This is a genomic window from Novosphingobium sp. BL-S-20, assembly GCF_055521635.1.
Genome location: NZ_CM145493.1, coordinates 1,556,534 through 1,580,193 on the forward strand (window position 1 = coordinate 1,556,534; position 23,660 = coordinate 1,580,193).

Genomic DNA, 23,660 nt, shown 5'->3' on the forward strand with positions numbered 1-23,660 from the left:
CAAAAAGGTGACGCAGTGAACTCATGGCTGGCAGGTACGGCGCTTCTGGCGAGCATGGCATTGTTCGGCGGAGAGACGGCGCATGCGGACACTCTCCCGCCACTGTCCGGGCGCGTGATCGAATATGACACCCGGCAGGTCACCTGGCCCGCACTCGACATATCGCCCGACGGCGGCACCATCCTGTTCGACCTGCTGGGCGATATCTATGCGCTTTCCCCGCAAGGCGGAAAGGCCCGCCCGGTTATGATCAGCGATGCATTCGATACGCAGCCGGTCTTCTCGCCCGACGGTCGTCACATCGCCTTCGTCAGCGACCGCGACGGGCGCGAGAACCTGTGGATCGCCGATGCCGACGGCAGCCATGCCCGCCGCGTCTCAGAGGAAACCGGCGGCGTGCCGCACTACAGCTCACCCGCATGGTCGCCGGACGGCAGGACGCTTTACGTCTCGCGCATGATCTGGGGTGTGCTTGCATTCGAGTTGTGGTCCTTCGACGTCGCGAGCGGCAGCCATGAGGTGCTGGTAAAGGCCCAGCCTAACGGCGACGATCCCCATCCGCAGCGGCGCAACGCCATGGGCGTGGTCGCTTCGCCCGATGGCAAGAGCCTGTACTATGCCACCAAGGCGGGAACGACCTGGACCAGCGGCGCCCTGCCCCACTGGACGATCGCGCGCTTCGACCTTGCCACCCGAACGCAACACACCGTGGTGACGACGCCAGGCGGCGGAATGCGCCCGGTACTCTCGCACGATGGCCGCCTGCTGGCTTACACCACGCGCGAGAACGAGCGGACCGTGCTGCGCCTGCACGATCTCTCCTCCGGTACCGACCGGCTTCTGCATGCCCCGCTAGACCCGGATGCCCAGTCCGGCGGGTACTATGTCGACCTGATGCCGCGGATGGTCTTTTCCGCCGATGACCGCAGCATCTATCTGGGCCTCGGCGGCGGGTTGAAGCGGCTCGACGTGACAACCGGCACGCTCGCCAACATTCCGTTCGAGGCGCATGTGCGCCGCGAGATGCCGCTGCCGCTCCGCCGCCAGCACCGGGTGGAGACCGGCCCCGTCCACGTCCGCGTGATCCAGACGCCGCGTCTCTCGCCCGATGGCAGACAGGTGGTGTTCGGTGCCGTGGGCCGGATCTATCTGGCCGCCAACCGCAAGGGTGCGAAGCCGCGGCGCCTCAACGTGCCCGGAGCCGCCTGGCAGCCGAGCTGGTCGGACGACGGGCGCTTCATCACATACGTGACCTGGACCGCCAAGGAAGGCGGCCAGATCTGGGTCGCGGCGGCGGACGGCAAGACCCCGGCACGGCAGATCACGACGCAGGCGGCGTTCTATTCCGAACCGCTGTTCCTGGCAGGCGGCAAGGACATGGTGGCCTTTTCCGCCAGCCAGCACGACCGGCTCTACCGCACGGCGGAGAGCCTCGGCCCGATGCCCACGACACTGGTGCGGGTGCCGGTGGACGGCGGCGCGGTGACGGCACTGGGCGAGGTCGGCGCGGCCATGGACTTGCGGCGCGATGCCGATCCGGCGCGAGTGCGTTACTACGCGGACGGCTGGATTTCCTCCCACGCGGTTTCCGGCGATGGTCCAGCGAAGCGTCTGGTGAAACTCGTTGCCCGGCCCGACAGCCAGTATTTCGACACGCCCGCGCCGCTGCGGAACGCGCAGTTGAGCGCCGACGGCCGCACCGCGCTGGTGCGCCTCGCCTCGCAGCTCTACCTCGTTCCCGTGCCGGAAGCTGGGGACGGCGTGGCGCCCACCGTCAACGTCAGCGAACCGGCGTCGAAGGCGCGGCGGATCACCGCCATCGGCGCCGACGCCATGGACTGGGCACCGGACATGCGCTCGCTCCTGTGGTCGGTCGGCGCGACGGTGCGGCAGCTGCCTCTGGCTGCCGCGCAGGACGGCCCCCCTGCCGCCATCGAGAAGCGGGCAGGCGGCATCGTCATGGACGTGGTCCTGCCGCGCGACGTGCCGAGCGGCAGGCTGCTGCTGCGCGGCGCGCGGGTCATCACGATGAAAGCGGACGAGGTGATCGACGATGCCGACGTGCTGATCGTCGACAACCGCATCGCCGGGGTCGGGCCGCGCGGGACCGTGAAGATTCCCGGCTGTACGCAAGTGCGCGACGTGACCGGCAAGTTCATCGTGCCCGGCTTCATCGACGCCCATGCCCACTGGTTCGAGACGCGCCGCCGCATCCTCGATATCGGCCACTGGGATTTCTCCGCAAACCTCGCCTACGGGGTGACCGCGGGGCTGGACGTGCAGACGTTCGATCCCGACGTATTCGCCTATGCCGACATGATCGACGCCGGACTGATGACGGGCCTGCGCGCCTTCTCCACCGGCGAGGGCGTGTTCCGCAACAGCCCGATGGCCAGCCGCGAGGAAGCCATCGCCACCCTGCGGCGCTATTCCGACTACTACCGCACGCCCAACATCAAGCAGTACATGGTCGGCGACCGCGCCGAACGGCGTCACCTGATCGAAGGCGCGCAGGCGCTGGGCCTGATGCCCACGACCGAAGGCGCCAGCGACTACCGGCTGGACGTGACGCAAATGCTGGACGGCTATGCGGGCAACGAGCATAGCCTGCCGATCGCGCCTTTGCATGACGACATGGTGCAGATGCTGGTTCGCTCGCGCATATCCACGGTGCCGACGATGCTGGTGCTCTACGGCGCACCGAGCGCGATGGGCGCCATGGCCGCCGGACACCAGCAGGATTTCGACGCCAAGCTGGGCCGCTTCGTTCCCGAATTCGCTTTCGCCGCCAAGCGCGATTCCGTTACCTGGAACCGGGCCGACGGACAGGGATTCTCGCTGTTCGCAAAGCAGGCCAGCGATATAGGCAACGCAGGCGGCCTGCTCGGCGTCGGCTCGCACAGCATCGTGCAGGGACTGTCCTATCATTGGGAACTGGAAGCCATGGCATCCGGCGGAGCCAGCGCCATGCAGATACTGCAGGCGGCGACCATCGGCTCGGCGCAAGTCATCGGGCGGGCACTCGACCTCGGCTCGATCGAACCGGGCAAACTGGCCGACCTGCTGGTGCTGGACCGCGACCCGGCGGCAGATATCCGCAACACCCGCTCGCTGTCGCTGGTGATGCAGAACGGCCGCCTCTACGACGCCGCCACCCTCGACGAACAATGGCCGCGCCAGCGCAAGCACGATGCGCAGTGGTTCGAGGGGATGTCGAAGCGGGAAGTCGCCGTGGCCATCCGCACCGCCGCCGACTTCGAGGAAAAACAGGGCAACGCCGCCTCGTTCGAGTACTGAGGCCGGGCGTTCGGTTGGGCTGTTCGGTCGCCCCGTAACCGACCTCCCAACCCGCTCAGGCTGAGCTTGTCGAAGCCCCCAGCGGCAGGGCGCTGCATGAGGGAGATCACGCAGGTGCTCCAGCGTTGCGGGCTCGCTTCGACAGGCTCAGCCTGAGCGGGGTTGGATTATATTGTGGTAGCCGGGACAATGGCAGCTTACGCCCGATGTCGTTGAAAAAGTCGCTTCTTGGGTGAGGTGGAGGGGTTAGATTGAAGCGAGCGAACGGAGTTGCCTGACCTCATGTCATCGCCGACTGCCTGGCAAGGCTGATCTTGGCCAGCTTGCGCAGGTTCTGGGCAGCGGCAGCGAGGTGGAATTCGTCTCGGGCACCGTTGGGGCCGCGTAATCGCAGCCGGTCGAGCCGCATGATCCGCTTCAGGTGAGCGAAAAGCATTTCGACCTTCTTGCGCTCGCGGCGCGAGGCGATCCATTCATCTTCCTGCGATAGTACCCGAGCCAGATCGCGTGCGCCTTCGTGGATCGAACGGGTCACCTTGCGAGCCGGCAGGATGGGTGTGCATTGCAGCTTGAGAGCGCAACTGCTGCAGTCCTGCTGCCGGGCTCGGTAGCGGATGAAGCCATCCTTGTCGGCATCTGGTCGTGGCGAGGCAAAGTTGCGGTTGCGTGGACGCAGGCGCTTGCCGGCCGGGCAGATATAGCTGTCATCCTCGTGATCGAAGGTGAAGTCGCTGCGCTCGAAAGCGCCATCGCTCCTGGCGGACTTGTCGAAGACGGGCACGTGCGGCTCGATGCCACGCTCGTGCACGAGCCAGGCGAGCATACCCGCAGAGCCGTAGCCGGTGTCGCCGATCAGCTTGCGTGGCCATAAGCCATGGCGGTCGGCCGTTCGCTCGATCATCCTCTTGGCTGCAGTAACCTCCGCCTGGCGCACTGCCGTGCTCGCCTCAACATCCACGATCACCGCATTGTCGACGTCGATCAGGTAATTGGTGGAGTAGCAGAAATCGGCGCGCCCGCCGTGCGCCGAGGTATAGCGCGCCGCTGGATCGACAGGCGAGACGCGCTTGGGCTCGACCGGAGTTGCGCCACCAAAGACTGCATCATCGAGAACGGCGAGGTACTCCTCGACGGCACGCCTCCGCAGATCGGCGGGAAGGCCCTGCGTTCCTTCGACATAGGTCTGCCGATTGGCTTCGGCCCGGATCAGGCTGGCATCGACAGCGAAACCGTCGCCTCCGACCAGTCCTTCATCGATGCAGCGCCGCACGGTGGCCTCGAACAGCTGGCGGAACAGATCACTCTCACGAAAGCGGCCATGGCGGTTCTTTGAGAAGGTGGAGTGATCCGGTACGTCGCCCTCGAGACCCAGGCGGCAAAACCAGCGATAAGCCAGATTGAGGTGTACCTCCTCGCACAGGCGGCGCTCCGACCTGATGCCGAAACAGTAGCCCACGATCAGCATCCGGAGCATCAGTTCAGGGTCGATCGAGGGGCGACCTATCGCGCTGTAGAACCCTCGCAGGTGCTCGCGCATGCCTAACAAGTCCACGAACCGGTCGATCGCCCGAAGCAGATGATCGGCAGGAACGTGCCGATCCAGGCTGAACTCGTAGAACAACGCCTCCTGCGCCATTCGGCGCTCGCCCATCATTGCTTGATATCCTTCAGCATCAAGATGCTGAATCAGACGCTCACCGCGACTGCAAGACCGACTTTTTCAACGACATCGCCCCATTGCCGACGTTCGCTGGGATGGTCAGTATCTCACTATGAGAGTAACTCGCTTCGCTGTGATCCTTTGTGCAACAAGTCTGGCTATCACCCTGCTCGCAAGCTTCGCAGGACATAAGGCGGGCTACAAGTCCGGCTTCCTTTTGGGGCAAGCTGAGGGGTGGCAGGCAGGCGAAAACCGCTTTGACAAGGAGTGGAGCAAAAGCGACGGTAATCCAGCGTTTTCCGCGCAAATCCGGGACGCCAAGCTTCGCTGGAACAAGACAAACAACCGCGCTGCAAACACAGTTGATCTCGACCGGTCTCCAGTAGTGATGGCCTTTTCCGATCAGGTCTGTGTTCAGCTAAAGCTGAGCTCAGGCAGCATTGGGCCGAGTCCTGCTTACTGCTATCGCGGCGAAACCACTCAGCTAATAAAGGCAGATCTTGGCAGCGAGTAGTGCCTGCTTCCCACGCATTTCGGCCCCTCACGACGCTGTGAGCCGCATTCCATCGCTGCCTGTCCGGTGCCCACGGGTAGCGAAGAAAAGCGGCCTGACGGGACACGCCCCATGGCAGACGGTAGCTCGGAACGATAAGGTGGGTTTCACACTGAAGAAGATGCCACCCGATGCGCTTGCCGATCCGAAACTATCTTGAGACGTCACTCACGATTTTTATCGAACCAATCTGCGACCAATATGAAGTCCCGCCCGGTGGGGAAGCCGTTGTCACCCTTGACGATGGACACCCTCATTCCCTTGATGTGCACCCAGACAATTGGGTGTCGATATGGAACGAGGGAGATAGCTGGCCGATTGTTGAAATATTCGACAAGCATCAATTTTCGGTTCCGCCAAAGGCTTCGACAAGCTCAGCCTGAGCGGGTGGCGCTGGAACTCGGCAAGGAGGCAAGTCCCCCTTCCCATCTGACGTCACGCTTCACGAAAAAAGGCGGCAGGTTCGCACCCGCCGCCTTTCGTTTATATGCAAAGGCCGGAGCGTCAGAACTCCAGGCGCACGCCCGCCGTCATGTAGCGACCGATCACGTCGTAGTAGGGCGAGAAGTTCGAGTAGAGCGGCGGGTCCTTGTCGAACAGGTTCGAGACATTGCCGTAAATCTCGAAATACTTGCCGTCTTTGCCGAAGGGCACCTTCTGGCTCAGTTGGAGATCGATGTAGGTATAGGCCGGAATGCGGTTGTTGGTGATCGGCGCGGCGCTGGTGCGGTTCCAGTAGCCGGACGAGGTGTAGCGCGCGCGGATCAGGCCGCTGAAGCCGTCGCTGGCATAGCCGACAGAGGCATTGGCGCGGATGCGCGGCACGCCGTTGACGAAGGCATAGCCTTGCGACTTTACGTACTCGATCTCTGCCGTGCCGTCGTCGGTCGTGAAGTGGTTCACCCAGGTGCCGACGAGACGGAAGATCACGCGGCCGTTGGCGTCGTTCTGGACCGGCAGGGTATAGGCCAGTTCGGCGTCCACGCCGTCGGTCTTGAATTCCGACAGGTTGACCTGCGACGAGGCGATACTGGCGATGCGGCCGGTGGAATCGCGGGTGATGTAGTTGCACAGGCTGGCATTGCCGCCGTTGCAACGATCCACCAGAACCTGCGCGCCGATGCTGGTGATGACGTCCTTGATCTTGATGTTGAAGTAATCGATCGAGGCGATCAGGCCGCGCAGCGGGGCGGTGGTGATGCCCGCCGTCCAGGTGTCCGACTTCTCGGGCTTGAGCGCGGCATTGCCGCCGCCGTAGATCAGCACGCTGCGGCTGCCTTCGCTGCTGAACTGCGGATCGACGACACCGACATAGCTGACCGTCTGGTTCGAGTAGAGTTCGCTGATGTTGGGCGCGCGAATATCGCGCGAGCGGGTGACGCGGCCGATCACGCCGGGCAGGAACTCGTTGGTGGCGCCCAGCTTCCACGACCAGACGGTGCCGCTGGTGCTGTAGTCCGATGCACGCACGGCGCCGTTCAGTTCCAGCTTGCGCAGCACCGGCACGTCCTTGACGACGGGGATGACGACTTCGGCGAAGGCTTCCTTCACGTCGTACTTGCCCTTCAGCGAGCTGAAGTAGAATGTGGAGAAGGCCTTGGCCGCGTCCAGTTCGCCAATCTTCGCGTTGGTCGACAGGTTGCGTCCTTCCGCACCGACAGCGATCGAGACCGCGCCTGCGGGCAGTTCGACCGGCTCGCCGCGCAGCGAAACGCCGTAAGTGTCGATCTTGTTCAGGCTGTTGAAGTGCGGGGTGCCGGTGACGTAGTCGATCGCCGCCTGCGAGGGCGCGCCTTCGCCGAACAGGTCGAGCGGCACGCAGCCCGCCGCGCGCGAGCGGCATACCGCCTGGCCAGTCGCCGGATCGATCACCGCATCGACCGCATTGGCGAAGTTCGCGGAGATCAGGAAGCCGGGCGTATCGATCTTGTTGCGGTACTGGCCGTGGCTGTAATAGGCCGAATAGCGCCAGCGTCCGTCACCGAAGCTGCCGTCCAGCGCCAGCGTGCCCTGCACGCTGCGGCGGTCGAGATCGATGGTGCTGTACGACAGGTCGGCATTGTAGCGAGCCATCGTGAAGCTGGTCTGCCCGGCCGCAGCCATCGCCTGCCGGATGCCATCGTTCAGGAAGGCGTTGTCCGAACGGATGGTGACGCTGTTCGTGTGGTCGCCGAACCAGGTGTAGTTGTTCCAGTACCGCGAATAGCGCAAGTCGGCGCTGATCTTCAGCGTGTCGGTCAGTTCGTAGGAGGCCTTGGCCATCGCGGCATAGCGCTTCTGCGGCGTGATGAGCGGGCTGCGCTCATCATCCGAGGGGCCTTCGCCGCCGATCATGTTGGTGCCGACCACGGTGCCGATGTCGGGCACGCGCAGGGTGCCGTCGGGATTGAAGCCATAGCCGCGCAGCACGCCCGAAGTGATATAGCCGCCGATCAGGCGAGTGGCATGGCCGACATCGGGGGTCAGCGCATTGTTGACGGTGGCGAAGCGGCCGGTGTTCTTGCGGTCGGTCTTCTTGAGGATGCCCTTGTTGTCGATGAATTCGCCGCCGATCACGAAGTGGCCGCGACCGCCGGCGAAGCTGGTGCCGTACTTGCCCTCGAAGCGGACCTGCCCGGCATCGCCGCGCGAGGAGATGCCGCCTTCGGCGCCCAGGCGCAGGCCTTCGTATTCACCGTCGACGATCATGTTGACCACGCCCGCGACCGCATCCGAGCCCCAGGCCGCCGAGGCGCCGCCGGTGACGATGTCCACGCTCTTGATCATGATCGAAGGCACGGTGTTGAGGTCGTTGTCGCTGACGAGACGGCGTCCGTCGACGAGGACCAGCGAGCGCGTCTCGCCCAGGCCGCGGATGTTGATCGGGAAACGGCCCGCCTGCGCGTTGGTGCCGGAGGTCTGCGGCGACTGCGAGGCCTTGAACATCGGCAGGTCGGCGAGCGCCGCACCGATATTGGGGCGGCTGACGACCTGCAGGTCATCCTGCGTCATGTGCAGCAGCGGCGTGGGCGATTCATAGCCGGGGCGGTCGATGCGCGATCCGGTGACGACGATGTCGCCCTGTGCGGGGGCGGCGGAATCCTCCGCGCCGGATTGCGCATACACCGGCGATGCCGGCACGCTCAGTGCGAAAAGAGCGGTGCTCGCCAGAATCGACCGGCGGCGCGCCCGGAAAAGCTGTTCCATCATTTTTATCCCTGATCTTGCTGTCGCCCTCGGGAGCGATCTGGCCTTGCCTCGCGGCGCGGGAAGTAAGAGGCGCAAGCCCGGCCCAGGGGAACATCCACTTTCGGGAAGTCGAGGGGACCAAGACCTTGGGTCCTGGTGCCAGCGCACAGCGAGAACGACATATCCGGAACCCGCCGCGGCATTGACCACAGGGCACCTTTCCGCACAATGTCGCGCCCATATCTGCATGGTTTGAAAGGGATAAGGTTGGACCGCTGGCAATCCATGAGGATCTTTGTCCGGGTGGCCGAAACTGCCAGCTTTGCCGCAGCAGCCCGGCAGATGCACCTCAGCCCTCCTGCCGTCACCAGGGCCATATCCGCGCTGGAGGAACAGATCGGCGTCAGGCTCCTCACCCGGACGACGCGCTCGGTGAAGATGACCGAAGCCGGTCAACGCTACTTCGAGGATTGCCGCCGCATCCTGGCCGACATTGCCGAAGCCGAAGCCTCCGCAGCCGGGTCGCACGGCAACCCCACCGGCACCCTCACCGTCACCGGGCCGGTCATGTTCGGGCGGATGCATGTCCTGCCGATCCTGCTCGAATATCTCGATCGTTTTCCCAGCGTGACCGGACAGACCCTGTTCGTCGATCGCCCGGTGAACATCGTCGAGGAAGGCATCGATGTCGCCATCCGGATCGGCAACCTTGCGGCATCGGGTCTCAGTGCCACAAGGGTCGGCTGGGTCCACCGGACGATCTGCGGCGCGCCGTCCTATTTCGAGAAACACGGCGTTCCCCGCAGCCCTGCCGAGCTTGCGCAGCACCGGGTCATCATGCCCACCGGCGCCTGGGTATCGCCCGAATGGCACTTCGGCTCGGACGGTCGCACCAGCGTCACCGTTCATCCGCGCCTGCTCTGCAATACCAACGAAGCCGCGATTTCAGCCGCAGAACAAGGCTGGGGCATTGCCCGCGTGCTGTCCTATCAGGTCGCTCCGGCGCTGGCGGAGCGCCGTCTGCAATCGGTACTTGAAGACTATGCGGACAGCCCGATCCCTGTTCACGTCGTTCATGTCGAGGGACGACACGCGACAGCCAAAGTGCGGGCATTCGTAGACCTTGCCGTCGAGCGGCTGCGGAACAACGCCTCGCTGCAATAAGTCATTTATTCCAAAATAAGGAATAATGACTTCCAGATTGAGCGAATTAACGCAGGACCGAACAGGAATTACATCTTCCATCAGAGGCTGACGCAGAGCGCGCAGCGGTACTGAACAAGGTGGAAGACATGACCAAGCAACTGATCCTCTCCCTGATGCTGGCGACCGCGGCGATCGCTGCACCGGCAAACGCGATGGCAGCCCCCTCGCAGGACATCACGGCGACGCGCAATGCGCCGGTAACCGTCCACTATCGCACGGCGACCATCGACGGCGTGAAGATGGCCTACCGCGAAGCCGGCCCTGCCGATGGCCCGGTCGTGCTGCTGCTCCACGGTTTCCCCACCAGCTCGCACATGTTCCGCAACCTGATCCCGCTGCTGGCCGATCGCTACCATGTGATCGCCCCGGACTATCCCGGCTTCGGCCAGAGCGATGCGCCGGACCACAAGCAGTTCACCTACAGCTTCGGCCATTATGCCGATATGGTGGACACGCTGATGGGCCAACTCGGTGCGCAGCGCTATGCCATGTACGTGATGGATTACGGCGCCCCGGTCGGCTACCGGCTGGCGATCAAGCATCCCGAACGGGTGAGCGGCCTGATCGTCCAGAACGGCAATGCCTATGACGAAGGGCTCGGCGCCTTCTGGGACCCGATCAAGACCTACTGGAAGAGCGGATCGGCCAGGGACCGCGAGGCGCAGGCCTGGCTGGTGACGCAGAAGGCGACGATATTCCAGTACACCGACGGGGTCAGCGATCTGTCGCGCATCAGCCCGGACAACTGGGTCCAGGACCAGGCCCTGCTCGACCGGCCGGGCAACAAGGATATCCAGCTCGACCTGTTCTACGACTATCGCACCAACTTGCCGCTCTACCCGCAGTTCCAGCAGTTCTTCCGCGAGCGCAAGCCGCCGACGCTGATCGTCTGGGGCAAGAACGACAAGATCTTCCCCGAGCCGGGTGCCCATCCCTACTTGCGCGACCTGCCAGAGGCGGAACTCCACCTTTTCGACACCGGGCATTTCGCCCTCGAAGACAAGCTGGACGAGATGGGCCCGCTGATCCGCGATTTCCTCGATCGCAAGGTCGCGCCCCGCTGACCGGCTGACCGACTGGCCGGGTGGCGCGCGAAACGCCCCCGGCCTGACGGCGAACGCCATATCGGAGATACATCATGCCTTACGGATTTCTGGATATCGCCATGACGCCCAGCGTCCGCGCGGCCCAGGCGGAAATGGGCGCTGACCGGCAATGGGCCCACTTCGAGGGTGATCGTGAATTCGACCGCTTCACCAGGAACGAGGCCGCCTTCATCGCCGCTCGCGACAGCTTCTACATGGGGTCGGTGTCGGAAGACGGCTGGCCCTATGTCCAGCATCGCGGCGGCCCGGCGGGGTTCCTCAAGATGGTGGACGAGCGCACCCTCGCCTTCGCCGACTATCGCGGCAACCGCCAGTACATCAGCACCGGTAACCTGGCCGCCAACGACCGGGCCTGTCTGATCCTGATGGACTATCCCCGCCGTATGCGGCTCAAGATCTATGCCCGCGTCGAAAAGCTGTCACTGGATGCGGACAAGGCCCTGACCGAACTTGTTCTCGATCCCGGATACAAGGCGCGGCCCGAGCGGATATTCCGGCTGCGACTGGAAGCGTTCGACTGGAATTGCCCGCAGCACATCACGCCGCGCTTCACCGAGCGCGAGATCGAGTATGCAGTCCGCCCGCTGCATGAGCGCATGGCCGAACTGGAAGCGGCGAATGCAGCCCTGCGCCGCCGGATCGAGGAGCAGGGCGAAGCGTAATGCGGAACTTCGGCCCGTCCTGTGCCTCAGGCCTCCTTAGCGACAACGATCCGCCGACACGCTTCGTGGGTAGCGGCCTTCTCCACCGGCGCAAGGAAGAGCCGGACGTGCAGCGGCTTCGATGGGGCCTTCTCGCAGACGCGAGATAGAGGCTTGGCTGGAAGCCGGCATATTCGCGCTTCGGCTACGGTTTTTTCCTGCGCTCTTCGCCGCATAAAGCAGCTTGTCGGCGCGCTCGTAAGCCGCGGCGAAGCCTTCGCTACGGGAAAGTCCGGTCACCCCCATGCTGGCAGTGACCGGACGACCAAGCGCGGGAAACGCCTTGGAGACGACTGCAGAGATCGCCTCGCGCCGTCGTTCGGCCTCGATAGCGGCCTCCTTGCCGCGAAGGAAAAGCACGAACTCTTCGCCGCCAAAACGATAGGCGTAGAGGTCCGGGCCCGCCTGAAGCGCCTCTGCGACCGCCTTCAGCACGGCGTCGCCGGCTGCGTGCCCGTTCACATCGTTGATCGCCTTGAAATTATCGAGATCGAGCACGGCCAATGTCGCGAAACCCTTGGCCCTGAGCCGTTCGAACTGGCGCTCGAACGCCCGCCGGTTGAGCAGGCCCGTCAAGGGGTCGGTCTCCGACAACCGTTCGAGCAGATTGGCCTCATCGCGAGCGCGGTCCCGCTCGCGCCTAATCGTCACGAAGCGGTCCGCCATGCCGAGTGTGGTGAAAAGCACTTCGCTGACGCAGCCCAGGTAGAACAGGATCATTGCATCGGCGCTGTGCGCCCAGGGAATGATCCCCGTCACCAGCCGGATCGAGGCCACCAGAATCATGGGCAGGTAACCGATGGCCTGAAACCTTGCCGCCCGGCTTCCCCGCCGCAGGGAATCGATCATGGCTATCATGAAGACCGCGAGGACGGGCGCGAATGCCGCCGTGTAGATGCTCGACTGCACCGCGCGGGCGACGAAGGGAAACGCGGCATGACACAGGCTCAGAAGCATCGCCCATGCCGCACAATAAGGCAGCAGACGTCGCAGGCCCGGATGCATCCCCCCCGGCTCGATAAAGCTATGTGTGAACATGATACCCGATGCGATCGTCATCCCGAAGATCACCGCCGTCAGCCAGTTCAGCGTCATCGCCGAGGATCGAAAAGCACGACCGATAGCCCGGACGAGACGAGGATCGTCATGAGCAACGAGAAGGCAAGCGCCGAATGCCAAAGGACGAACGGCTGGCGCAAAACGCGGTAGAACGCCGCGTTGAACAGGAGCGGCATCAGGAGCATGCCGCCAAGGCTGGCCAGGAGAAGCAGGAAGCGCATCCCGCCGGTGCCGCCGACCGCATCCGTCGGCGCAAGATAGGCCCGCTCCAGGGTCATGCGATGGCTGGGCATGTCGATGGCGACGACAACCCATCGGGTTGCCCGGGTTACCTCCGGCAACGGCGCCTTGAAGTACCCGCCCGCGATCGAGCTCGCCAGGGCGCTCCCCGGAACGGAAATCCTCCTGATTGTATTGTCCCGATCAATCGCCAAGACATGCAGCGCCTTGAGCGCACTTCTTCTCGAAAGAAAATATCGCGGAATGGGATGGGCAGCGGCGATCTCGAATCGCAGCATGACCCGACTCGCCTCGATAGAGGGCCGTCCGCCCCCGCAAGACCATCGTTCTGGACTTCCCGCGACAGCTGCAATCGCTTCGGAAAGCCCTCTGGCCGCCCAACAGGAACTGCGAATATCCTCGCGATCCGGCGCATCGGCGACACCGATGCTGCAATAGGCCAGTGTCACGATGACCAGGAAAACCGCAGGAAATATTTTACGTAAACCGAGGAAAATCATAAGCCCCGTTATGCGTAATTGGTTTCCATACCAATTATAGAGCGGAACGATCGATCTCGGAGAAATCGGTCAGCCGGGCTCCGATCGCCTGATCCGTCCCTGCATCTGGGCGTGAATGCCGGTGCGAAGCATCCGGGCGACGGTAACCATACCGTCCGAGGACCAGGTCCGCCGCGTCACTTCCAGGCAAGGCGTAGCCGCATCGATGCCCAGCAGGTCACGCTCTTCGGAAACCGGGATCACCGCCCGAATGGTTTCGCTTCCCTCCCTATAAGGCCGCACCAGCATCAGATGCGAAAACAGGGTCTGGCCCGAGAGGTCAATCGCCATGGCATCGGGCAGGAATTGCGGCGCGATCAGACGATCCTCGATTTCCAGGGGCCGGTCATCCTCATGATGCAGAATGAGCGCATGGAACACCTGCGCATTGTCCGCAGCGCCGAATGCAGCCGCCTCCGAGGCGATCATCGGCCTCAGTTCGCGCTGCAGGACCAAAGCCCGATGCCGCCCGCCCCGCGCCGTTATTTCCTTGATGATATCCAGGTGGTCGTACTCTGCCACGTAGGAACTCGGCTCGGCCACGAATGTCCCCGATCCGCTTCGCCGCACCAGAAAACCGCGCGTCGTGAGATCGCGCAGCGCATGGTGCACAGTCATCCGGCTAACTCCGAATAACTGGGTAAGCGCATGTTCCGAGGGAATCCGCTCTCCCGGCTTCCACTCGCCGGTCGAAATCCGGCCGGCGACATGGGCCGCAATGCGCGCGCGCAGGCTGATGGCAGGCTCGTCGGTCATGCGATCGCCTTAGCAGCTTCCACAGCGGATAGACATATGCATCAAAGCTGTATATACAGATTTGCAACCGGAGTTGCTCAGCTTCTCTCGATTTACGGATTGCAAGCCATTCTGCGATTGGCGAAACCAAAGATCGGAGCCTGTCATGAAGTTCATGTCCGAAGCGCAATCGGCCGCGCTCATCACCCCCGAACTCGCCTTTGCCGCGGCACATGAAGCCCTGACCGCCGCCGTAACCAAGGATGCTACGGTGTTTCCCGCGGTCCTTGCCCATGGCTCGCACCCGGCCAATCGCTTCTCCGTCAAGTCGGGGGCGACCGCCGATCTCGCCGGCCTCAAGGTCGGCTCCTTTTGGCCCGGCAATGATGCCCTGGGCCTCCCCCGGCACAATTCGGCGATCCTGCTGTTCGATCAGCAGGTCGGGCGGATCGACTGGGTCATCGAAGCCGGCAAGGTGAACGCCTTCCGCACGGCAGCGGCAGACGCCGTGGCCGCCGATGCCCTCGCCCGCCCCGACGCTTCGGTGCTGACGATCTTCGGTGCAGGCCATCAGGCCTTCTACGAATGCCGTGCCGTCGCGCGCATTCGCCCCATCCGCGAGATTCTCGTGGTGGCGCGCGACGCGGCGCGGGGCGAAGCACTTGCGGCAGCCTTGCGCGAAGCCGGATTGGAAGCCCGCCCCAGCGATGCCCGCAGCGCCTGCGAACGGGCGGATATCGTCGTCACGGCGACGTCCGCACGCACGCCCCTGTTCGACGCCGACTGGATCACCCCCGGCACCCATGTCGCCAGCATGGGTTCAGATGCTGCCGGAAAACAGGAACTCCCGCCCGCCCTGTTCGACAAGGCAAGCCTGTTCTGCGACTTGCCCTCCCAGTCGAGCGCAATCGGCGATTTTCAGCATTTCGAAGGTAACCGGGCCCGGATCATCGCCCTTGGAGACGTGCTCGCCGGGCGCAGTCCGGGACGCTCTTCGGACGGCGAGATCACCGTCTTCGACAGCTCGGGCATCGCACTTCAGGACCTCTACGTCGCCCGCCATCTCGTCGCCGCCTTCGAAGGCTGACATTCAGGAGCAAGCCATGACCCGTCTCGCCATTTCCGCCGCCGACGTACGTGACGCCGCGCATCATATCGAGGGCGCTGCGGTCCGCACGCCCCTACTGGAATATGCTGCGCTCAACGACCGGGCCGGACACCGGGTGCTCGTCAAGCTCGAGGGTGCCCAACATACCGGCGCATTCAAGTTTCGCGGCGCCTACAACCGGCTTTGCCGCATACCCGACAGCCGGAAGGCGTCCGGTGTGGTCGCTTGGTCTTCCGGCAATCACGCACAGGGCGTCGCCGCCGCCGCGCAAATACTCGGCATGCCTGCAACGATCGTGATGCCTGCCGATGCCCCCGCCGTCAAACTCGCCAATACCCGCGCGCTGGGCGCCGAAGTGGTACTCTACGACCGCGCCACGCAATCACGCGAGGACATCGCCACCCGCCTTGCCGACGAACGCAGTGCCGTACTGGTCCCCTCTTTCGACGACCCCCACGTCATTGCCGGACAGGGCACCGCCGGTCTCGAAATCCTCGAACAGGCTGTAGAGGCAGGCGCCGAAATCGGCCGCGTTCTCGTTTGCTGCGGCGGAGGCGGCCTGGTTGCCGGTATCGCAACCGCCATCAAGGATGCATCCCCTCGGACCGATATCTACAGCGTCGAACCTGCGGCTTTCGATGACACCGCGCGGTCGCTGACCAGCGGTCGGCGCGAGACGGTGCGCGCCGATGCCCATTCGATCTGCGACGCCCTGCTGGCGCCGCGCCCCGGCGAACTGACTTTCCCGATCAACCAGGCCCTGCTTTCGGGCGGCCTATCCGTGATCGACGAGCAAGTCCGCGCCGCGATGCGCTTTGCCTTCCAGTCGATGAAGCTCGTCGTCGAACCCGGCGGCGCGGTGGCTCTGGCGGCCGCTCTGGCGGCCGCGCTGGCAGGCCTGGCACCGCGAGGAAACGGGGCGACGGTCGTGGTCATATCGGGCGGAAACGTTGACCCGGATCTCTACGCAGCCATTCTTTCGGGTGAATAGCCACCAGATTTCCGGATGCACTCCATCCTGGGTCTCACAGCGGCCCGGCGCCAGTCGGCATTCGCCCGATCAGGGAGAACATCCTTAGATAGGAACGATCCTGTCATTGCTTTGATGGTTTGGCGGCGGATTCGATATAAGCCGCAATGGCGTCGATTTGCGGCTGAGAGAGTTCGACGCCTCCCATCGGGGGCATCGGCGCGGGGAAGCGCTTCGGCTTAGGAATACCATCCTTGATAGCGCGCCGGATGCCTGGAAGATCGCCCTTGCTCCACAGCCATTCGGCATCGACCAGGCTCGGGCCGACCGGCGTGCCTTCACCGTCGGCGCCGTGGCATCCAGCGCAACTGGCTCCGGCGATCTCGCCGCTGTAGAGACGCCGGCCAAGCGCGATCTTCGTGGCATCGCCGCCTGCGGCCGGCTTTGTCGCGGACGTGGCAGTAGGTGCCGGGCGCACGCCGGTGGCGGGTGCGGCGGCGGTTGTAGCGGCGGTCAGGGCTACCGTTCGGCTGCCGCTATAAGTGATGCGCCAGATGCGCCCTTGCTTGTCATCACCGACATAGAGCGCGCCATCAGGTCCTACGGTCAGGCCGGAAGGACGATAATTCGCCTTGCCGGATGCCTTCTCCGGCCCGGCAAAGCCATCCGCGAAAACGATGTAGGCGCCGCTGGGCTTACCGCCGTTCATAGGCTGGAAGACCACATTGAAGCCTTGCTGCGGACCCGGCGCGCGGTTCCACGATCCGTGGAAGGCGATGAAGATGCCGCCACGATAGGCCGATGGGAACTGCGCGCCCTCGTAAACGGCTATGGCGTTCGGCGCCCAATGCGCCGGGAACGCCGCAACCGGCCCGGCCCGGTTTGCGCAAAGACCAACCGCCTTTCCGCCGTCACCGCCATATTCTGGGGCGAGGACCAGCTTGCGCTGGACAGGATCGTAATAGCATTCGGGCCAACCGAAATCCTTACCCTGCGTAACGTCCAGCAATTCCTCGGCAGGCAGTTCCTGCCCCTGCTTGGCCGAATAGAGAGCGCCCCAATTCTCATGCAGCTGATCGCGGCCATGCTGGGTGGCGAAGATTCGCCCCGTGCTGTCGAGTGCGATGCCGACAGCATTGCGGATGCCGGATGCAAACCGGCTGGAGGGAGAGAAGTGCTGGTCGGTCTTCGCAGCGTCGAAGCGCCAGATACCAGCCCGCAGCGCCTTTTCCGCGCAAGGGGTCTGGCCGGAGACGCCCGCCTTGCGGTTTTCCGTTTGGCAGGCATTGGTCGCGCTGCCGCTGGTGACAAACAGCGCGCCATCCGCCCGAATGGCGATGCTATGCGAGAAATGGTCGCCCTGGGTCGGCAAGTCGCCAACGACGGTCTGTTCGATGCCGGTCGGAGCGTGGCTGTCGCCAGCCAGCGCATAGCTCACGATGCGGTTTCCGCTCTCCAGATAGACCCGGTTACGGAACAGCGCGAGACCGGTGCCGCCAATTTGCCCGACGAAAGGCCTGTCAATGCGTTCGGCTTTTCCGTCAGCGTCGGCATCCTGGAGAACCACCAGCCCCGAAGGCACCGTCTTGTCCTCGGGATCGGGAGCACTGTTGGCATAAACGATACCATCAGCCGCTGCGACGATATGACGAACGTGCCCAATCTTGTCTGCGAAAACGGTAGCACAAAATCCGGGAGGGAGCGCCAGCCCCGCAGTATCGCATTGTTCGGTTGCAAGGGAATCGCGGCTTTGCGAGCCTTGACCGCATGCGGACAAGGCGGAAACAGCACCAAAAGCCAGGAGGCAGGGAATTGAGCGACGCATCATGGAGGTATCAGCCCTTGCGATCCGTTCTTGCCGAACGGGTGTATCAGCGCCGCTCTAATCTAGTACGAGAAATATATCAACCGATGGAAGATCCAGACATTCCCGCGTCACGGGAGGCGTTGCCAATCAGTGCCAGCATCTTTATCCGCGCTTCTTCCGGGTCGCCGCGCATGATGGCGTCGAACACGGCGTCATGATCCGGCATGGGGTCGCGCGATTCCTTGCGCTCGTCGCGCGCAAAGCGCGTGGTCCAGGCGACGACTGCCGTAACCGAGGTGGCAAGGGTAATCAGGGCCTCATTGCGGGTGGCCATGAGTATCAGGCTGTGAAAGTTCTGGTCGGCCGCACGGCCTTCGGGCGCCTGCAACCCGAACCGGCGCATTTCCTCCAGCGCGTGGCCCATGCGCGAAATGTCCTGACCGTCACGACGCATGGCAGCGAACTGCGCAGCGGCCGGCTCCACCACGGTGCGCAGTTCGAAGATATCATTCAGGAATTCCGCCGTCGGGCCAGCCTCGAACATCCAGGCCAAGACGTCGAGATCGAGGATGTTCCAGCGTAGCCGCTCGTTGATGCGCGTGCCGCTTTTGGTGCGACTGTAGACGAGACCCTTGGCGGAAAGGACGCGCACCGCCTCGCGATAGGCGGTGCGCGAGACACCTTGCTCGGCGCTGTAACGCTCCTCCCCAGGCAGGATATCTCCCGGCTGATAACGACCTCCGACGATCGCGATCGCCAGATCGTGCGCGATCCGGTCGTGAACCGCCCGCGAGGGTGAGGCCGCGCGGCGTGACAGGGGGTGATCGTCTTCCAGAGTCATGCCTCCTCGTCTGCTGTCCGCATGCTCACGTCAAGCCCTTCGACCCGGCAATTGCCGCATCTTGTATGAGGAAAAATCGCATCACCATCGTCAATTATGCAGATATCACAATTATACGCTTGTGAGTCGCATAATTTTGCGCAATCTAGTACGAGAAATAAAAATATAGCCGGAGAGGAACGATCATGAGAAGCGGATCGAAGCTGAGCGGATTATCCGCCGTCGCAATGCTATTTGCCCAGGCCGGTGCCGCCCACGCGGCCCAAGACGCACCCAGCCCGTCCTTGAGCGAACCAGATAAAAATCAGAGCGCTCCGGGCACCGAAGAGGCAACAGATTCCGCGACAGCATCGACCGCAGACATCATCGTCACCGGGATGCGGGCGAGCCTTTCCTCGGCGCAGAACATCAAGCGCAATGCGCAGCAGCTCGTCGATTCGGTCGTGGCCGAGGATATCGGCAAACTGCCCGACAACAACGTCGTCGAAGCCCTCCAACGAGTGCCCGGCATCCAGGTTGCCCCCCGCGCGCGCGGCGAATCCGCCACCGTGCTGATCCGCGGGCTTCCCGATGTGGTCACCCTAGTCAACGGGCGGAACATCTTCACCACGACCGGCCGCTCGCTTTCGCTGGCCGACGTACCCGCCGATCTCGTCGCCGGAGTAGATGTCTACAAATCTCGCTCGGCGCAGCAACTGGAAGGCGGCATCGCCGGCCTCATCGATGTGCGCACGCGCCGTCCGTTCGACTTCAAGGGCTTCCAGCTCGCACTGGCCGGGCGTGAAGTCTACAGCGAGCAGCCCGACAAGATCGATCCCTACGTCAGCGCGCTGCTCACCGATCGCTGGTCCACCGGCATCGGTGAGATCGGGGCGCTGGTCAGCGTGTCGTTCCACCAAACGCGCTACCGTGACGAGACGATCTTCGGGGGCGGCTATTTCGGCTACAACCTCGACAATAGCCGCGCGCCCTATACGCCCGGCGTTCCACTCGATCCGCGCGGCACCAATCCGGTCGAACCGCGCGTCTTCCGCACCGACGTGATCGGCGCCTTCGACCGCATCGGCACGCGCAAACGCCCGGCTGCAAATGCGACACTGCAATGGGCGCCCGACGACCGGCTGACCATTCGCGCCGACGGCCTGTTCTACGGCTTCCGTGACGAAGGCAACGGCAACCAGAACTTCACCTCGATGAACGGCACGCTGCTTTCGCCGCTGCAGTTCGTAGGCGATACCAAGCTGGTCCGATCGCTCAGCATCACGGGCGGGCGCGTCGCCCAGTTCGGCCAAGCTTACGACAGCACTGCCGACCGCTATCAGGGCGCGCTCAGCGCGGACTGGAAAAGCGGCGACTGGGAGGCTTCGAGCGAATTTTCCTACACCCGCTCGAAGGCGACAGACATCGCCAACAACCTCGACGTTGATTTCATAGCCTCGCGCACGGATGCGGTGTTCAACAATGGATCGGGCACGCCGACCTTCGTGCTGCCGAACGACGATATCGCCGACCCTTCACGCTACTACCTCTCCCGCCTTTCGACCACGCGCACGGTGGGCGACGGCAAGGAACTGGCATGGCGCGGCGACGTCTCGTACCGCTCGCCGTTCCTGATCTTCTCCGGCATCGACGCGGGCGCGCGCGTCAGCAAGCGCGACGCGAAGTCGGACAGTTTCACCCAGACGGTCAATTGCTCGCCGACCGGCGCGGTCCGCTGCTACGCGATCAAGGCAAACAGCCTCCCGGGCCTGATGACGCAGACGCCGGGGGACTTCATGGAAGGCACACGGCCTTACGTGCGGCAATGGGCAACGCCTTCGACCAGCTATCTGCTCAACAACATCGATGTGCTGCGACAGACCTTCGGTCTCCCGGCGGGCGACCCTGCCTTCCAGGATACGCAGCACTTCGACATAACCGAGAAGAACTACGCGGGCTATCTGCAGGCCAACGTCGAGGTCGGTCGCCTCGACGGCCAGATCGGCGTGAGGGTAATCGAAACGGATATCACCTCGAACGCCTTCCTGGTGCTGCGCGGTGCAACTTCGCCCGTGACGATCCGCAACAAGAGCACCGACGTGCTGCCCAGTCTGGCGCTGCGTTACAAGCTGAAGGACAACCTGTTCCTGCGCTTTGCTGCAAGCAAGACGATCACCCGGCCCAGCTTCGCTCAGCTCAACCCGGCGGTCACGCTGACCCCGCCGATCCCCGGACAGCAGCCGTTCGGGCGCGGCACCAGCGGCAACGCCGATCTCAAGCCGATCCGTTCGGACAACTACGACCTCTCGTTCGAATGGTACATCGACCGCTCCAGCTCGATCACCGCCACGCTGTTCCGCCGCGACGTGACAGGCTTCATCCAGTCGGTCACCAGCAATTTCGACATCGACTACCTCGGCCCCGACAACGGCGTCTACCAGATCACCCGGCCGGAGAACTCGGGTTCCGGCAAGATCCAGGGCATCGAAGGCGGCATCACGCTGTTCCCCAAGGGATTGCCCGCCTGGCTAGACGGTATCGGCCTCAGCGCCAACGGCACCTATATCGACGGCAAGAACAAGGCGCTCTCCCCCCTGCCGGGTGTCACGGGGTATCTCGATATCCCATTCCAGAACGTCTCGAAGTATTCGGCCACCGCGACGCTGATCTACGAGAAAAGCGGTTTCTCCGGCCGCGCGTCCTACGTCTGGCGTGACGACTACAATGCCGGGCTGCACTTCACCGGGGTCAACCCCAATTTCATCACGAACGGCCCGATCAGCAACCTTGACCTGTCGTTCTCCTATGAGATCAATCCAGACTTCACGGTCGTGCTGGATGCGACCAATGTGCTGAAGAATCTCTACCAGACCTCGTTCAACGATCCGACGCTCTTTTCCCGCGACACGGTTCTCTACACCCGTACGATCGCGCTCGGCTTCCGGGCCAAGATGTGACCGTGGCCGTACCGCTTCCATTCAAGAGGATGACCCGATGACGATTTCCAGGGCTATCGCGACCATGGCCATGTTCACGGCGCTGCCCCAGTTCGCCTTCGCGCAAGATGCGCAGGCGCCGCGTTCGGTGACGGTGAGCGTCGATGCAACCCGGACCGATGGCAAGTTGCCGCCGGTCTGGCGCTTCTTCGGTGCCGACGAGCCAAACTATGCAACCATGAAGGACGGCCGCAAGCTGCTGGTCGAACTGGGCGAGCTGAAATCGGGCCAGGTCTACTTCCGCGCGCACAACCTGCTGAGCAGCGGCGACGGCACGCCCGCCTTCAAGTGGGGCAGCACCAATGCCTATACCGAGGACAAGGACGGCAAGCCGGTCTACGACTGGAAGGTCGTCGACGGGATCATCGACACCTACCTCGCCCGAGGCGTGCGGCCCTATCTCCAGATCGGCTTCATGCCCGAGGCCCTGTCGAGCGCGCCCAAAGGCACACCCTACCAGCATCTCTGGCGTCCGGGCTTCGATTACAAGCTGATCGCCACCGGCTGGACCTATCCGCCCAAGGACTACGAAAAGTGGGCGGAACTCGTCCACCAGTGGACGCTCCACAACATCGAGCGCTATGGCCGGGCCGAAGTGGAGCGCTGGTACTTCGAGGTCTGGAACGAGCCCAATTCCGACTTCTACTGGTCCGCAAGCCCCGAGGAGTTCTACAAGGTCCACGACTACGCCATCGCCGCCATCCGCAAGGCGCTGCCGACCGCGCGGGTCGGCGGGCCGGATGTGGCGGGGCCGGGCGGAACCTTCATGGATGGGTTCCTGAAGCACGTGTCCTCGGGCAAGAACTATGCGACCGGGCAGACGGGCACGCCGACCGACTTCCTCTCGTTCCACGCCAAGGGCAGACCCACCTTCGTCGACGGCCATGTGCGCATGGGTCTGGCAACGCATCTGCGCGAGACGAACGGCGGCTTCACCAAAGTGCTCTCGATCCCCGCGCTGGCCGGCAAGCCGGTCGTGATCGGCGAGAGCGATCCGGAAGGCTGCGCCGCCTGCCCCGGCCCGCAGAACAACTACCGAAACGGCACGATGTACTCCAGCTACACCGCTGCCAGTTTCGCCCGCATCTGGGAGCTGGCGAGCAAGCGCAAGGTGAACCTTGAGGGCGTGCTGTCCTGGTCGTTCGAATTCGAGGACCAGCCGTGGTTCGCAGGCTATCGCCAGCTTTCGACGAACGGCGTGGACCTGCCCGTGCTCAACGTGTTCCGCATGTTCGCCCAGCTTGGCGAGACGAAGCTCGCCGCCACCAACGCCGCGCAGATTCCGCTTGAGCGGGTGATGGCGGAAGGTGTGCAAGGGGCCGCGGATGTCGGCTCGATCGCCACCCGCACTGCGGACGGCAAGGTGGCGCTGCTGCTCTGGCATTACCACGACGACGACGTGGCGGGGCCGGATGCGCAAGTCACGATCGACCTCAAGGGCCTGAAGGGCGTGCCGGCCAAGGCCAGCCTGTGGCGGGTCGACCGCGATCATGCCAATGCTTTTGCCGCGTGGCAGAAGATGGGCTCGCCCCAGTCGCCCGATCAGGACCAGTACGTGAAGCTGGAAGCGGCTTCGAAGATGCAGGCGGAAGATGTCGCGGTGGCCCGCAGCGGAAAGGGCATCAGCGCCTCATTGCGCCTTCCCCGCCAGGGCGTGGCCTTGCTCGTGATCGACGCGAAGTAACGATGGCGAGC

16 protein-coding genes are annotated in these 23,660 nt (G+C 63.7%); 9 read left to right on the forward strand and 7 right to left on the reverse strand.

What is annotated here, in order from left to right:
* Positions 1–15 precede the first annotated feature (15 nt).
* Complete coding sequence (locus ACZ1II_RS06370) at positions 16–3,297, forward strand: amidohydrolase family protein (protein ID WP_465143578.1); 3,282 nt, start codon at positions 16–18, stop codon at positions 3,295–3,297.
* Between the two features lie 280 nt (positions 3,298–3,577).
* On the opposite strand, the gene ACZ1II_RS06375 is transcribed toward ACZ1II_RS06370, so the two are convergent.
* Positions 3,578–4,951, reverse strand: a complete 1,374-nt coding sequence (locus ACZ1II_RS06375; RefSeq protein ID WP_465143579.1) for a transposase — start codon at positions 4,949–4,951, stop codon at positions 3,578–3,580.
* Between the two features lie 118 nt (positions 4,952–5,069).
* On the opposite strand from ACZ1II_RS06375, the gene ACZ1II_RS06380 reads away from it, so the two are divergent.
* Positions 5,070–5,471: a hypothetical protein gene (locus ACZ1II_RS06380; protein WP_465143580.1), complete on the forward strand. Its 402-nt coding sequence runs from the start codon at positions 5,070–5,072 to the stop codon at positions 5,469–5,471.
* A 543-nt stretch (positions 5,472–6,014) separates the two neighbouring features.
* Here ACZ1II_RS06380 and ACZ1II_RS06385 read toward each other — a convergent pair.
* Positions 6,015–8,696 (reverse strand): TonB-dependent receptor domain-containing protein, encoded by a 2,682-nt coding sequence (locus ACZ1II_RS06385; protein ID WP_465143581.1) that lies wholly within the window; start codon positions 8,694–8,696, stop codon positions 6,015–6,017.
* Positions 8,697–8,963: 267 nt separating this feature from the next.
* Here ACZ1II_RS06385 and ACZ1II_RS06390 point away from each other — a divergent pair, with 267 nt between their 5' ends.
* The 3 genes from ACZ1II_RS06390 to ACZ1II_RS06400 all read left to right on the forward strand — a co-directional run bounded on the left by ACZ1II_RS06390 (position 8,964) and on the right by ACZ1II_RS06400 (position 11,652).
* The gene (locus tag ACZ1II_RS06390) at positions 8,964–9,842 is read left to right on the forward strand and encodes a LysR family transcriptional regulator (protein ID WP_465143582.1); all 879 of its coding nucleotides are present in this window, start codon (positions 8,964–8,966) and stop codon (positions 9,840–9,842) included.
* 128 nt (positions 9,843–9,970) lie between these two features.
* A complete protein-coding gene (locus ACZ1II_RS06395; RefSeq protein WP_465143583.1) occupies positions 9,971–10,948 on the forward strand; it encodes an alpha/beta fold hydrolase in 978 nt (325 codons plus the stop codon).
* A 74-nt stretch (positions 10,949–11,022) separates the two neighbouring features.
* Positions 11,023–11,652 carry a pyridoxamine 5'-phosphate oxidase family protein gene (locus ACZ1II_RS06400; protein ID WP_465143584.1) on the forward strand — a complete coding sequence of 210 codons (630 nt, stop codon included), beginning with the start codon at positions 11,023–11,025 and terminating at the stop codon, positions 11,650–11,652.
* A 36-nt stretch (positions 11,653–11,688) separates the two neighbouring features.
* Here the strand turns inward: ACZ1II_RS06400 and ACZ1II_RS06405 are convergent, their stop codons facing one another.
* The 3 genes from ACZ1II_RS06405 to ACZ1II_RS06415 form a co-directional block, all read right to left on the reverse strand.
* Positions 11,689–12,786, reverse strand: a complete 1,098-nt coding sequence (locus tag ACZ1II_RS06405; RefSeq protein WP_465143585.1) for a GGDEF domain-containing protein — start codon at positions 12,784–12,786, stop codon at positions 11,689–11,691.
* Entirely contained in the window at positions 12,783–13,490 is a 708-nt protein-coding gene (locus ACZ1II_RS06410; RefSeq protein WP_465143586.1) for a hypothetical protein, read from the reverse strand. The genes ACZ1II_RS06405 and ACZ1II_RS06410 overlap by 4 nt, the downstream gene beginning before the upstream one ends.
* Positions 13,491–13,559: 69 nt before the next feature.
* Positions 13,560–14,285, reverse strand: a complete 726-nt coding sequence (locus tag ACZ1II_RS06415; protein ID WP_465143587.1) for a UTRA domain-containing protein — start codon at positions 14,283–14,285, stop codon at positions 13,560–13,562.
* Positions 14,286–14,430: 145 nt separating this feature from the next.
* Here ACZ1II_RS06415 and ACZ1II_RS06420 point away from each other — a divergent pair, with 145 nt between their 5' ends.
* Both ACZ1II_RS06420 and ACZ1II_RS06425 read left to right on the forward strand, forming a co-directional pair.
* Positions 14,431–15,351, forward strand: a complete 921-nt coding sequence (locus ACZ1II_RS06420) for an ornithine cyclodeaminase family protein (RefSeq protein WP_465143588.1) — start codon at positions 14,431–14,433, stop codon at positions 15,349–15,351.
* A gap of 16 nt (positions 15,352–15,367) precedes the next feature.
* The gene (locus ACZ1II_RS06425) at positions 15,368–16,363 is read left to right on the forward strand and encodes a threonine ammonia-lyase (protein ID WP_465143589.1); all 996 of its coding nucleotides are present in this window, start codon (positions 15,368–15,370) and stop codon (positions 16,361–16,363) included.
* A gap of 103 nt (positions 16,364–16,466) precedes the next feature.
* Here the strand turns inward: ACZ1II_RS06425 and ACZ1II_RS06430 are convergent, their stop codons facing one another.
* Both ACZ1II_RS06430 and ACZ1II_RS06435 read right to left on the reverse strand, forming a co-directional pair.
* A complete protein-coding gene (locus ACZ1II_RS06430) occupies positions 16,467–17,924 on the reverse strand; it encodes a PQQ-dependent sugar dehydrogenase (RefSeq protein WP_465143590.1) in 1,458 nt (485 codons plus the stop codon).
* A 322-nt stretch (positions 17,925–18,246) separates the two neighbouring features.
* Entirely contained in the window at positions 18,247–18,990 is a 744-nt protein-coding gene (locus ACZ1II_RS06435; RefSeq protein WP_465143591.1) for a FadR/GntR family transcriptional regulator, read from the reverse strand.
* A 284-nt stretch (positions 18,991–19,274) separates the two neighbouring features.
* On the opposite strand from ACZ1II_RS06435, the gene ACZ1II_RS06440 reads away from it, so the two are divergent.
* Both ACZ1II_RS06440 and ACZ1II_RS06445 read left to right on the forward strand, forming a co-directional pair.
* Positions 19,275–21,926 (forward strand): TonB-dependent receptor, encoded by a 2,652-nt coding sequence (locus ACZ1II_RS06440; protein ID WP_465143592.1) that lies wholly within the window; start codon positions 19,275–19,277, stop codon positions 21,924–21,926.
* Between the two features lie 37 nt (positions 21,927–21,963).
* The gene (locus ACZ1II_RS06445) at positions 21,964–23,649 is read left to right on the forward strand and encodes a GH39 family glycosyl hydrolase (RefSeq protein ID WP_465143593.1); all 1,686 of its coding nucleotides are present in this window, start codon (positions 21,964–21,966) and stop codon (positions 23,647–23,649) included.
* The last annotated feature ends 11 nt before the right edge of the window (positions 23,650–23,660 follow it).